The organism is Microbacterium pullorum (assembly GCF_014836535.1).
Taxonomy (GTDB): Bacteria; Actinomycetota; Actinomycetes; order Actinomycetales; family Microbacteriaceae; genus Microbacterium; species Microbacterium pullorum.
The window spans coordinates 278,297-291,309 of sequence record NZ_JACSQP010000004.1 but is presented as its reverse complement, the minus strand read 5'-3'; the positions used below and the strand labels follow the sequence as shown (position 1 = coordinate 291,309).

Genomic DNA, 13,013 nt, shown 5'->3' with positions numbered 1-13,013 from the left:
CTCAACGCGGCTCGCGCACCCCGACGCGCACCAGGTGGTCGTTGACGAAGCGGCCCTGCGGGTCGAGCCGCTCGTAGACGGCGCGGGCATCGGCCAGCCGCGGGTGCACCCGGTCGAGGGCGACTCGGTCGAACCGGTGCGCCTTGCCCCAGTGCGGGCGGGCGCCGAAGGGCGCGAGCGCCGCCTCGATCGGCGGCAGCAGGGCCGCGACGTCATCGGGATGGTTGTGCCACGTGAAGTGGATGGCGACCGCGTCGCGGCGGTAGGCGGGGCTCAGCCACAGTTCGTCGGCAGCCGCAGTGCGCAGCTCGCTCACGATGAGATGCGGACGGATGCCGTCGCCCAGCTGCTTCACGGCCGCCAGCGCCGCCGCGGCATCCGCCCGGTCGACGAAGTACTCGCTCTGGATCTCGTCGCCGAATGACGGCTGCATGTCGAGGCGGAAGTGCGGCAGGCGCAGCAGCCAGGGACCGGGGACGCCGGCGAGTTCGGTGACGTTGGTCATGCCGGCGAGCGGTGATTGCGCGCCGAGCTGACGCGCGCCGTCGAGCAGGGTGTCGCTGACCGGGTCGTCATCGGCATGCAGTCGCGTCTTCACCCAGGCGTACCCGATCGACTCGGCGTCCCAGCGGGTGAAGATCGAGACGCTGTAGCCGGCAGACGTGAGCGCGTCGTAGCCGGCGAGCGCCGCGTCCCAGGTGATGCCGGTGTAGATGTCCTGCCGCACCCGGAAGGTGGGCTGGATCTCGAGGGTGACCGACACCGTGATGCCGTAGGCGCCGAGCCCCACCACGAGCGCCGGGAAGTCGGCGTCGCCGCGGCGCACATCGTGCAGGTCGCCGTCGGCGCCGACGTACCGCAGCGCCGTCACCGCTCCCGACAGCACGCCGTTGCGGTCGCCCGAGCCGTGGGTGCCGGTGGCGATGGCCCCGCCGACGTTGATGTGCGGGAGCGAACCCATGTTGCGCAGCGCCCAGCCGCGCTCCTCGAGCCACAGGGCGAGCTCGCCGTAGCGCGTGCCCGCGCCCACGGTGACCGTCTGCGCCCGTTCGTCGAGCTCGAACGCGGGATCGATGCGGGTGATGTCGATGAGGGTGCCGTCGGTGTCGGGCAGGTCGGTGAACGAGTGGCGCGTGCCGAGGGCGTGCACCCGGCCGCCCGCCGCGACGAGGCGCCGCACGTCGTCGATGCTCTCGGCCACCGCGAGGCGTGGTGCGCGGTAGGTGTGGGTGCCTGCCCAGTTGCGTGCCAAGCTCACCACTCCTCCGCTTCCCGCACCGTGCGGGGTGCTGACAACCTATCGACCGTCGGCGGCGACGCTAGAGCACGGTGGCGAGCGAGTCCAGAGCGGTGACGGGATCGCCGACGGGGATGAACACGCTGCTGTGCACTCCGGCGGCGGCCAGCTCGTCGATGCGGACCCGCACCCGCGCGGCCGTGCCTGCGAGCGCGAGTTGGCGCACCCACTCCGCGGGCATCGCCCGGGCGAACTCCGCCCCATCGACGCACCGCGCCCGCAGGGCCGCGAACTCCGCCGCGAACGGCAGCGGTGCGATGTGCGGCGCCCAGTCCGGTTCGCCGATGGCCGCGAGCGCCGGCCGCGCCGCCGCGACGGCAACCGCCGGGTCGGCATCGACCACGCCGACGTTGTAGGCCACGAGCCGGTGATCGGATGCCGCGATCTGCCCGAGCGCCGCCCGCGCGTACTCCGGCGTCACGGGCTCCGCCAGCACCGTGCCGTCGGCGATGCGACCTGACAGCGCCAGCGACTTCGGTCCCCGCACCCCCAGCAGCAGCGGCGGGGGGTCGGCCGGCACGGCGCTGGCATCCAGGCGCACGCCGCTGTCGAGCACCCCGCCGCCGAGCAGCGCGCGCACGGTTGTCACGTGCTGCTCGAGCGCCCGCAGGGGACGGTCCGGCCACGCACCGATCTGCCGCATCCAGCCCGGCATCCCGTGTCCGATCCCGGCATGCACCCGACCGGGGAACAGCTGGGTGAGCGTCGCCAGCTCCATCGCCGCGAATGCGGCGTTGCGGGCCCCGGCGGGGACGATGCCGATCCCCACGCGGATCCGCTCGGTCCACGCCAGCACGACCGCCGCCTGCGCGATGCCGCCGCGGAACCCGAGGTCTTCGACGATCCACAGCTCGTCGAAGCCCAGCTTCTCGGCGCGCTGGACGAACTCCCGCACGCGCGTCGGCTCGAGGTCGCGAGGCAGCATGACCCCGATGGCGGGGCTCACCCGTCGGCCCCGTCGGTGAGCGGGCTGGGTGCCGGGCCCAAGGCTTCCAGGTCGGGCCAGAGCTCTTCGGGCACCGCCGCGGCGTGCAGGTGCCTCAGCTGCTCGAGCCGCGGCACCGAGGCGATGCCCACGATCGTCGAATCCACGAGCTCCGAGCGCAGCGAGAAGTGCAGCGCCGCGGCGGCCAGCGTCACCCCGTGGTCCGCGCACACCTGCTCGGCGCGCGCGATCCACTCGATGAGCTGCGGCGATGCCTCGGTGTAGCCGTACGACGCCCGAGACGCCGACCCCTTCGCGAGAATGCCGGCACCGAAAGGTGCCGCGTTGAACACCCCCATCCCCCGGCGGCGCGCGGCGGCGAACAGCGGCTCGGCGGTGCGGTCGACCAGCGTGTAGCGGTTGTGCGAGAGCACGACATCGAACAGTCCGGTCTCGACGTACTGCGTCATCATCGGGATGGGTCCGGCGGCGATGCCGATGGCATCCACCGCACCGGCATCGCGCAGCTCCACCAGCGCCGACACCGCGCCTCCCGGAGCGGTCGCTTCGGCGAACGTGACGCTGTAGGGATCGTGGAAGTGCAGGATGCCGACACGGTCGAGCCCGAGTCGGTCGAGGCTCTCATCGTACGAGCGCAGCACGCGATCGCGATCGAAGGCACCGGTCTGCGGGTCACGGTCGACCTTGGTCGCGATGGCCGCCGTCGCACGCGACCCGACCGCCGCCAGCGCGAGGCCGAGCACCGCCTCGGAGCGACCGTCGCCGTAGTTGTTGGAGGTGTCGATGAGCGGGACGGGGCCGGTGAGCAGCGCCTCGGCCGCCGCGACCGCCTCGGCTTCTTCGGGCGAACCGGGCGTCGTCCCCCGGCCGAGTGCCGAGGTGCCCAGGGTGAGCGGGCCGACCGTGAGGCCGGTGGAGCCGAGACTGGTCTGTCGCATGGCGTGCCTTTCGCAGGGGTCGTGGTGAGGGTGTCAGCCGCTCGGGGTGTCAGCCGCTCGTGGATTCGCGCACGACGAGCTCGGGCTGGAATCGCACGTTGCGCTCGTGGTCGCCGTGCGGATCGTCGAGCTCGGACAGCAGCAGATCGACCGCCGTGTACCCGATGAGGGTGGCCGGCTGGCGGATGGAGCTCAGTGGCACGATCGTCGAGGCGGCGAAGTCGATGTCGTCATAGCCGATCAGCGCGATGTCGTCGGGGATGCGCACGCCCGACAGGATCGACAGCGCCTGGATCGCGCCGACGGCGAGCAGGTCGTTCGCGGCGAAGATCGCATCGGGTCGCTCGCCGGTCGCCCGCTCGAGCACCTCCAGCCCCGCGGCGCGGCCGTGCAGCACCGTCAAGGCGGGCATCTCGACGACCTGCAGGGTGGCGCCGTCGACGGCGTCGACCGCCCGCCGCGCCCCCTCGAGTCGATCCGCGACCTGTCGGATCGACCGCGGCCCCCCGAGGAACATCACGCGGCGTCTGCCGGCGGCCAGCAGGTGGGATGCCGCGAGGAACCCGCCCTCGACGTCATCGACCGAAACCGAGGAGAACCCGGAGCCGGGCACCTCGCGGTCGACGAGGATCACCGGCGTGCCCGCGTCGCGCAGTCGCGCCAGGCGACGGGTGTCGTCGTCGGCCGGGGTGATGAGCACGCCGTTGACCCGCTGCTCCAGGAACAGGTCGAGGTAGCGCGTCTCCCGCTGCGCGTCTTCGTCGGCGTTGCCGAGCAGAACGGCCATGTCCGCTTCGTCGGCGCGCGCCTCGGCGCCGCGGGCGACGTCGGCGAAGAAGGGGTTGCCGGCATCCAGCACGACCAGGCCGATGCTGCGGCTGCGCCCCACGCGCAGCTGCCGGGCGGCGTCGTTGCGCACGAACCCGAGCTCGTCGATCGCCCGCTGCACGCGCTCGACGGTGGCCGGGGCCACCTTCGACGGCCGGTTCAGCACGTTGGACACGGTGCCGACAGAGACGGATGCCGCCGCCGCGACATCCCTGATGCTGACGACCATCGGCGCCCCCTCGTTCGTCGCCCCAGGCTACCGACTCCGCGGCCGGGCGGGGGCTGCGGCGCGGCCGGCGCGGGGGCGGGGGCCCACGGCGTCGGTGGCATGAGGCAGGGTGGAGCCCATGACTTCGACGGTTCGGGCTCAGGCGCTCGACGTGCTCCACGCCCTCGTCGGCCGTGACGACGCCGAGTTCCACGACGGCCAGTTCGAGGCGATCGAGGCACTCGTCGACGGGGGCCGCCGCGCCCTCGTGGTGCAGCGCACCGGGTGGGGCAAGTCCGCGGTGTACTTCGTGGCGACGCTGCTCCTGCGCCGGCGCGGCGCGGGGCCGACGGTGCTGGTCTCGCCGCTGCTCGCCCTCATGCGCGACCAGATCGCCGCAGCACGGCGTGCGGGCGTGCGGGCCGTCGCGATCAACTCCACGAATGCGCACGAGTGGCACGACGTGCTCGCACAGCTCGACCGCGGCGAGGTCGACGTGCTGCTGGTGTCGCCCGAACGCCTGAACAACCCGTCGTTCCGTGAGGAGCAGCTGCCGCAACTGGTCCCGAGGATCGGCCTGCTCGTGGTCGATGAGGCGCACTGCATCAGCGACTGGGGGCACGACTTCCGCCCGGACTACCGACGCCTGCGCGACCTCATCGCCCGCATCCCCGCCGGCGTGCCCGTGCTGGCGACGACGGCGACGGCCAACAGCCGTGTGGTGGCCGATGTCGCGGAGCAGCTGGGCACCCTCGACCAGGCCACGGGCTCGCCCGAGGTCCTCGTCATCCGCGGCCCCCTCGCCCGCACGTCACTGCGACTCGGCGTGCTGCGGCTTCCAGACGCCCCGAGCCGCCTCGCGTGGCTGATCAGCCACCTCGCCGATCTCCCGGGATCGGGCATCATCTACACGCTCACCGTCGCGGCCGCGAACGACACCGCCCGGCTGCTGCGCGACCGCGGTTACGACGTGCGCGCCTACACCGGACAGACCGATCCCGACGAGCGCGAGGAAGCCGAGACACTCCTGAAGCAGAACCGGGTCAAGGCGCTCGTCGCCACGAGCGCCCTCGGCATGGGACTCGACAAGCCCGACCTCGGCTTCGTCGTGCACCTGGGGGCACCGTCGTCGCCGGTGTCGTACTACCAGCAGGTCGGGCGCGCGGGGCGTGCCACGGCGTCTGCCGACGTGCTCCTGCTCCCCGGCGCCGAAGACCGCGAGATCTGGCACTATTTCGCCACGGCATCCATGCCCGACAGAGAGCGGGCCGAGCGCGTGCTCTCGGCCCTCTCCGCCTCGGGTGGGCCACTGTCGACGCCGGCGCTCGAAGCCCTGGTCGACATCCGGCGCACTCCGCTGGAGCTGCTGCTGAAGGTGCTCGATGTCGACGGCGCGGTGGCCCGCACGAAGGGCGGCTGGATCGCGACCGGCCGGCCGTGGACGTACGACGAAGACCGCTACCGCCGTATCGCCGCCGAGCGCCTCGCCGAGCAGCAGCACATGATCGACTACGAGCAGACCGGCGCATGCCGCATGGAGTTCCTGCAGCGCGCCCTCGACGACGACACCGCGACACCCTGCGGTCGCTGCGACAACTGCGCCGGGGCATGGTTTCCGCTCTCGATCGGAGACGACGCGACCCAGGCGGCCTCCGCCGCACTCGACCGGGTCGGTGTGCCGATCGAACCCCGTCGGCAGTGGCCCACCGGTGGCGACTCGCTCGGCGTGCCGGTGCGTGGTCGCATCCCCGCCGACGAGCAGTCGGACGAGGGACGGGCGCTCGCGCGGCTCACCGACCTCGGGTGGGGTGGGACGCTGCGCGAGATGTTCGCGGCCGGCGCCGCCGATGCGCCGGTGCCGCCGAACGTGGCGGCCGCCTGCGTGCGTGTGCTGGCCGATTGGGGCTGGGCCGAGCGTCCGGTCGCCGTGGTCGCGATGCCGTCACGATCCAGGCCGCAGCTCGTCGGTACGCTGGCCCGCGGCATCGCCGAGATCGGCCGCATGCCGTTTCTGGGCACCCTCGATCTCGTCGAGGGCGGTCCGACCGGCGCACCGGGAGGCAACAGCGCCTTCCGGCTCGCCGGCGTCTGGGGTCGCTTCAGCGCCGCCGGTCTCGATGTTCCCGCCGCGCCGGTCCTGCTGGTCGACGACCTCGTCGACAGCAGATGGACGCTGACGATCGCCGCACGCGAGCTGCGCCGGGCCGGCGCGACGGCGGTGCTCCCCTTCGCCCTCGCGCTGCGCGGCTGACGCGGCGCCGTCTCGAAACAGCCACGTACCCGTTGCGGGACGCCGCGGGCGTGGGTTACGCTGTTGAAACGATTCACTCCGACCGAATCAGGAGACCTCAATGACGAGCCCGACGCAACGCGTCTGCTTCCAGCTACGCGTCAAACCCGAACTTCTCGACGAATACATCCGTCGACACAGTCCCGTCTGGCCGGAGATGCTCGCCGAGATCGCCGCCTCGGGCCGCCGCAACTACTCGCTGTTTCTCGGCGAAGGCGGACTCCTCACCGGTTACTACGAGACCGACGACGACGAGGCCGCCCAGGCGTACCTCGCCGCGTCCGAGGTCGCCACTCGTTGGGAGGCCCAGATGGCCCCGTTCTTCGACGGCCTCGATGGCCGCCCCGACCAGGCCGCGACCCCCCTCACCGAAGTCTTCAACCTCCACACCCAACTGGTCGCGTCCGGCGCGGCCGCCGCTACGACAGAGAGCACCCACTGATGAGCACCCTCTCCCCCGACATCCAGAGCACGCTGGCACAGCAGGGCATCGAACTGCCCAGCTGGGCGTTCGGAAACTCCGGCACCCGCTTCCGGGTGTGGACCACCGAGGGCACCCCCCGTGATCCGCGCGAGAAGATCGCCGATGCCGCACAGGTCAACAAGTTCACCGGTCTCGCCCCGTCGGTGGCGCTGCACATCCCGTGGGACAAGGTCGACGACTACGCCGCGCTGCGCAGCTACGCCGAAGACCTCGGCGTGAAGCTCGGCACCATCAACTCCAACACGTTCCAGGACGAGGACTACAAGTTCGGCGCCCTCACCCACGAGAACGAGGCGATCCGCCGCAAGGCGATCGCCCACCACCTCGAGTGCATCGACATCATGGATGCCACCGGCTCCCGCGACCTGAAGATCTGGCTCGCCGAGGGCTCGAACTACCCCGGCCAGACCGACATGCGCGCCCGCCAGGACCGCCTGCAGGACTCGCTGCAGCAGATCTACGCCCGCCTGACCGGCGAGCAGCGCATCGTGCTGGAGTACAAGTTCTTCGAGCCGTCGTTCTACCACACCGACGTTCCCGACTGGGGCACCTCCTATGTGCAGGTCGCCGCCCTCGGCGAGCAGGCGATGGTGTGCCTGGACACCGGCCACCACGCCCCCGGCACCAACATCGAGTTCATCGTCATGCAGCTGCTGCGCCTGGGCAAGCTCGGCTCGTTCGACTTCAACTCGCGCTTCTACGCCGACGACGACCTCATCGTGGGCGCGGCCGACCCGTTCCAGCTGTTCCGCATCCTGTACGAAGTCATCCGCGGCGGCGGCCTCAACAACCCCGACGTGGCCTTCATGCTCGACCAGTGCCACAACATCGAAGCGAAGATCCCCGGCCAGATCCGCTCCGTGCTGAACGTGCAGGAGATGACCGCGCGCGCCCTGCTGCTCGACCACGACGCCCTCGCGGCGGCGCAGTCGGCCAACGACGTGCTCGGTGCCCAGGCCGTGTTCATGGACGCCTTCTACACCGACGTGCGCCCGGCGCTGGCCGAGTGGCGCGAGTCGCGGGGCCTTCCCGCCGACCCGATGGCCGCTTTCGCCGCCTCCGGCTACCAGGAGAAGATCGAGTCCGAGCGTGTCGGCGGCACCCAGGCCGGATGGGGGGCATAGGCGATGAGTTCCCCCCGCACCACCCGTCGCCCGCTGACGGCCTGGAAGGCCACGATCGCGGTCGCCATGTCGAACTACATCGAGGCGGGCGCCATCATCGCGCTGGCCACGAGCCTGACCCTCTGGCAGCAGGAGTTCGGCTTCGACGACGCGGCCGTGGGCCTGGTCGCCGCCCTCAGCGCCAACGCTTTCGGCGCCGCGATCGGTGCCGCCATCGGCGGGCCGCTCTGCGACCGCCTCGGCCGCAAGTTCATCTACACCTACGACCTGATCGTCTTCATGGTCGGAACGCTCATGGTGACGTTCTCCCCGAACTTCGCCGTGCTGCTGGTCGGCGTCGTGCTCATGGGCATCGCCGTGGGTGCGGGCGTCCCGGCATCCTGGACCTACATCGCAGAAGAGGCTCCCAGCGAGCACCGCGCGGCGCACGTGGGAACGGCGCAGCTGGCCTGGTCGATCGGCCCCGCCGTCGGCTTCCTGCTGGCCGTCCTCGTGCTGCCGCTGGGCATCGTCGGCTCGCGCCTGATCTTCTTCCACCTCTTCGTCATCGCGGCGGTCACGTGGTGGGTGCGCCGAGGGCTCCCCGAGTCCAAGCGCTGGAAGGACCAGCGTGATGCCGGTGTGGCCGCAGGCGAGAAGGTGTCGCTGTTCTCGGGCATGAAGGGCCTGTTGACCGACCGTCGCAACTTCGGGGCGCTGGCGTTCCTCATCGGCGTCTACGGCCTGTGGAACACCGTCGCCGGCCAGGCGGGCATCTTCCAGCCGCGCGTGTACGCCGCGGCGGGTCTCGTGGACCCCGCCGCCCAGAACCTCCTGCAGGTGCTGGTGTGGAGCCTCACCGCCCTCGCCACCTACTTCGGGTTCATGCGCTACGGCGACCGCGTCAGCCGCCGCTGGCTGTACTTCGGCGGTGCGCTGCTGGGCGTCATCGCCTGGGTCGTGCTGGTGTTCGCCCCTCCCGGAGTGTTCTCGCTGCTGTTCTTCGCCGTGGCGTGGGGCATCTCGGCTGGTCTCGGTGCGCAGGCGTTCTACGGCCTGTGGACGGCGGAGCTGTTCGCCACCCGCTACCGTGCCAGCGCCCAGGGCATGCTGTTCATGCTCGCTCGCGTGATGGTGGGTCTGCTCAGCCTCGTCTTCCCGGTGCTTCTCAGCAGCATCGGGCTCGGCCAGCTCGGCCTGCTCATCATCGGCCTGCTCGTGGCGGCGCTGCTGATCGGCACGATCTGGGCCCCGAAGACCGAGGGCAAGACGCTCGAGGAGATCGAGCTCGAGCGTTACGGCGCGCCGCTGCCCCGCGAAGTCTCCCCCGACCGCGAGACCAGCACCATCTGACCCCCCGGCGGGGTCCGTCGCCGACCGGCGGACCCCGCCCCCTCTCGTCACAATCGAACGACCACTGGAACAGGTGACCACCTCATGACCAACCCCGCCGCAGCCGACCTCATCGCACGCAGCAACCGCCTCGGAGCGGACCCCAAGAACACCAACTACGCCGGCGGCAACACTTCCGCCAAGGGCACCGAGACCGACCCGGTCACCGGCGAGCCCGTCGAGCTGCTCTGGGTCAAGGGCTCCGGCGGCGACCTCGGCACCCTCACCGAGAAGGGCCTCGCAGTGCTGCGCCTGGACCGCATGCGCGCGCTGGTGAACGTCTACCCGGGCGTCGAGCGCGAGGACGAGATGGTCGCGGCCTTCGACTACTGCCTGCACGGCAAGGGTGGCGCTGCCCCGTCGATCGACACCGCGATGCACGGCCTCGTGGATGCCGCACACGTCGACCACCTGCACCCCGACTCCGGCATCGCCATCGCGACCGCCGCCGACGGCGAGAAGCTCACCACCGAGATCTTCGGCGACACCGTCGTGTGGGTGCCGTGGCGCCGCCCCGGCTTCCAGCTGGGCCTGGACATCGCCGCGATCAAGGCGCAGAACCCGCAGGCGATCGGCTGCATCCTCGGCGGTCACGGCATCACCGCGTGGGGCGACACCTCGGAGGAGTCCGAGCGCAATTCGCTGTGGATCATCGACACCGCCGCGGCGTACATCGCCGAACACGGCAAGGCCGACCCGTTCGGCGGCGTGCGTGCCGGCTTCGAGGCCCTCCCCGAGGCCGAGCGTCACGCCCGCGCCGCGGCGCTGGCCCCGACGATCCGCGGCATGGCCTCGACCGACAAGCCGATGGTCGGCCACTACACCGACAGCACCGCGGTGCTGGACTTCCTCGCCTCCGAGAAGGCCCCGAGCCTCGCGGCCCTCGGCACCAGCTGCCCCGATCATTTCCTGCGCACCAAGGTCAAGCCGCTCATCCTCGACCTGCCGGCATCCGCCTCGGTCGACGAGCAGATCGCGCGCCTGCAGGAGCTGCACGCCGAGTACCGCGCCGATTACCAGGCCTACTACGACGCCCACGCCGACGCCTCGTCGCCGGCGATCCGCGGCGCCGACCCGCTCATCGTCCTCATCCCGGGCGTGGGCATGTTCAGCTACGGCGCGAACAAGCAGACCGCCCGCGTGGCGGGTGAGTTCTACGTCAACGCGATCAACGTGATGCGCGGCGCCGAGGCGCTGTCGACCTACAGCCCCATCTCGGATGCCGAGAAGTTCCGCATCGAGTACTGGGCGCTGGAAGAGGCGAAGCTGCAGCGCATGCCCAAGCCCAAGACCCACCAGGGACGCATCGCGTTCGTGACGGGCGCGGCCTCGGGCATCGGCAAGGCCATCGCCACCCGCCTGGCCGCCGAGGGCGCGTGCGTCGTCGTCGCCGACCTCGACCTCGAGAAGGCGCAGGCGGCCGCCGCCGAGCTCGGCAACACCGACGTCGCGATCGGTCTCGCCGCGAACGTGGCGGATGCCGCGGGCGTGCAGGCCGCGATCGACGCCACCCTGCTGGCGTTCGGCGGCATCGACCTCGTCGTCAACAACGCCGGGCTGTCGCTGTCGAAGCCGCTGCTGGAGACCACGGAGAAGGACTGGGACCTGCAGCACGACGTCATGGCGAAGGGCTCGTTCCTCGTCGCGAAGGCGGCGGCCAAGGCCCTCATCGAGCAGAAGATGGGCGGCGACGTGATCTACATCTCGTCGAAGAACTCCGTCTTCGCCGGCCCCAACAACATCGCGTACTCGGCGACCAAGGCCGATCAGGCCCACCAGGTGCGCCTGCTCGCGGTGGAGCTCGGCGAGCACGGCATCCGCGTCAACGGCATCAACCCCGACGGCGTCGTGCGCGGCTCCGGCATCTTCGCGTCGGGCTGGGGCGCCAACCGCGCCGCGACCTACGGCGTCGACGAGCAGGACCTCGGCCAGTTCTACGCAAACCGCACGATCCTCAAGCGCGAGGTCGTCCCCGAGAACGTCGCCGACGCGGTGTACGTGCTCACCGGCCCCGAGCTGTCCCGCACGACGGGTCTGCACATCCCGGTCGACTCCGGCGTCGCCGCCGCCTTCCTGCGATGACCGCCGCCGTGCAGTCGGGGTCGGGCGCCGTCGCGGCGGTCGACCTCGGCGCCACGAGCGGGCGCGTGATCATCGGTCACGTCGGGCCCGACACGCTCGAGGCGACCACGGTCGGCCGGTTCGCCAACGATCCCGTCGCCACCCCCGACGGTCTGCACTGGAACCTGCTGGGCCTGTACGGCGCGGCGCTCACAGGGCTGCGCGAAGCGTTCCGCGTCGCCCCCGCGATCGCCAGCATCGGCGTGGATTCGTGGGCGGTCGACTACGGGCTGCTGCGCGACGGCCGGCTGGTGGGCACCCCGTTCCACTACCGCGACGCCCGCACCGAGCGGGGGGTCACTGCGGTGCACGAGTGTCTGCCGCACGCCGAGCTGTACACCCGCAACGGACTGCAGTTCCTGCCGTTCAACACGCTGTACCAGCTGGGTGCGGAGTCGGCCGATCTGCTCGCTTTCGCCGACACCGCGCTGCTCGTGCCCGACCTCATCGGCTTCTGGCTCACCGGCCAGGCCCGCGCCGAGCTCACCAACGCCTCCACGACCGGACTGGTGCGCGGCGGCGATGCGACATGGGACGACGAGCTCATCGCGTCGCTCGGGCTGCCCCGCGGCATCTTCCCCGCCCTCATCGCCCCCGGCGAGGGCCTGGGCGCGCTGCTGCCGGAGGTCGCGGCCTCGCTCGGCGCCGGCGCGTCGGCGGGAGTGACCGCCGTCGGCTCGCACGACACCGCCTCGGCGGTCGTGGCGGTGCCGATGCACGCCGAGTCGGCCGCGTACATCTCGTGCGGCACGTGGGGACTGGTGGGCGTGGAGGTCGAGCGCCCGGTGCTCACCGGCGAAGCCCTCGCGGCGAACTTCACCAACGAAGGCGGCGTCGATGGCCGCACCCGCCTGCTGCGCAACGTCATGGGTCTGTGGGTGCTGAGCGAGACGGTGCGCGGCTGGGAGCGTCAGGGGCACCCGATCGATCTGCCGACGCTGCTGGATTCGGCGTCCGAGGTGGATGCCGCCTCGGTCCCCGTCTTCGACGTCGACGACCCGCGCTTCATGCCGCCGGGCGACATGCCCGCGCGCATCGACGCGTGGTGCGCCGAGCACGGCGTCGCCGCGCCCCGCACGCGTCCCGAGTACGCCCGCTCGATCGTCGAGTCGCTCGCGCAGGCGTTCGCCGACACCGCCCGCCAGGCGGGTGGGATCGGCGGCGTGGATGTGAAGACGATCCACATCGTCGGCGGCGGATCGCTCAACCGGCTGCTGTGCCAGCGCACCGCCGACCGCGCCGGCCTGCCGGTGCTCGCCGGCCCCGTCGAGGCGACGGCGCTGGGGAACCTCTTGGTGCAGGCACGGGCCGCCGGTTTCGTGGGAGGCTCGCTGGAGTCGTTGCGGGACCTGGTGGCGCGCACGCACCGCCCGACTCGCTACACCCCCCGCGCCGACTGAGTATTC

Annotated in this window: 10 protein-coding genes; 6 read left to right on the top strand and 4 right to left on the bottom strand. The window is 71.5% G+C overall.

What is annotated here, in order from left to right; genetic code table 11:
* Nucleotide 1: 1 nt before the first annotated feature.
* The 4 genes from H9651_RS08325 to H9651_RS08310 form a co-directional block, all read right to left on the bottom strand.
* Complete coding sequence (locus H9651_RS08325) at nucleotides 2–1,252, bottom strand: FAD-binding protein (protein ID WP_191718822.1); 1,251 nt, start codon at nucleotides 1,250–1,252, stop codon at nucleotides 2–4.
* 67 nt (nucleotides 1,253–1,319) lie between these two features.
* A complete protein-coding gene (locus tag H9651_RS08320; protein ID WP_318244810.1) occupies nucleotides 1,320–2,243 on the bottom strand; it encodes an LLM class flavin-dependent oxidoreductase in 924 nt (307 codons plus the stop codon).
* The gene (locus tag H9651_RS08315) at nucleotides 2,240–3,181 is read right to left on the bottom strand and encodes an aldo/keto reductase (RefSeq protein WP_191718821.1); all 942 of its coding nucleotides are present in this window, start codon (nucleotides 3,179–3,181) and stop codon (nucleotides 2,240–2,242) included. Before H9651_RS08315 ends, H9651_RS08320 begins: the two co-directional genes overlap by 4 nt.
* 49 nt (nucleotides 3,182–3,230) lie before the next feature.
* Nucleotides 3,231–4,238 (bottom strand): LacI family DNA-binding transcriptional regulator, encoded by a 1,008-nt coding sequence (locus H9651_RS08310; RefSeq protein WP_191718820.1) that lies wholly within the window; start codon nucleotides 4,236–4,238, stop codon nucleotides 3,231–3,233.
* Between the two features lie 118 nt (nucleotides 4,239–4,356).
* Here H9651_RS08310 and H9651_RS08305 point away from each other — a divergent pair, with 118 nt between their 5' ends.
* From H9651_RS08305 to H9651_RS08280, 6 genes are all read left to right on the top strand, one after another.
* Complete coding sequence (locus H9651_RS08305) at nucleotides 4,357–6,468, top strand: RecQ family ATP-dependent DNA helicase (protein ID WP_191718819.1); 2,112 nt, start codon at nucleotides 4,357–4,359, stop codon at nucleotides 6,466–6,468.
* Between the two features lie 100 nt (nucleotides 6,469–6,568).
* On the top strand, nucleotides 6,569–6,949 hold the full coding sequence (locus H9651_RS08300) for an L-rhamnose mutarotase (RefSeq protein ID WP_191718818.1): 381 nt from the start codon (nucleotides 6,569–6,571) through the stop codon (nucleotides 6,947–6,949).
* Nucleotides 6,949–8,115, top strand: coding sequence for an L-rhamnose isomerase (gene rhaI, locus H9651_RS08295; RefSeq protein WP_191718817.1), 1,167 nt, complete (start codon nucleotides 6,949–6,951; stop codon nucleotides 8,113–8,115). Before H9651_RS08300 ends, rhaI begins: the two co-directional genes overlap by 1 nt.
* Nucleotides 8,116–8,118: 3 nt before the next feature.
* A complete protein-coding gene (locus tag H9651_RS08290; protein WP_225216516.1) occupies nucleotides 8,119–9,447 on the top strand; it encodes an MFS transporter in 1,329 nt (442 codons plus the stop codon).
* An 84-nt stretch (nucleotides 9,448–9,531) separates the two neighbouring features.
* Nucleotides 9,532–11,568, top strand: a complete 2,037-nt coding sequence (locus H9651_RS08285; protein ID WP_191718816.1) for a bifunctional aldolase/short-chain dehydrogenase — start codon at nucleotides 9,532–9,534, stop codon at nucleotides 11,566–11,568.
* Nucleotides 11,565–13,007, top strand: coding sequence for a rhamnulokinase (locus tag H9651_RS08280; protein ID WP_191718815.1), 1,443 nt, complete (start codon nucleotides 11,565–11,567; stop codon nucleotides 13,005–13,007). Before H9651_RS08285 ends, H9651_RS08280 begins: the two co-directional genes overlap by 4 nt.
* The last annotated feature ends 6 nt before the right edge of the window (nucleotides 13,008–13,013 follow it).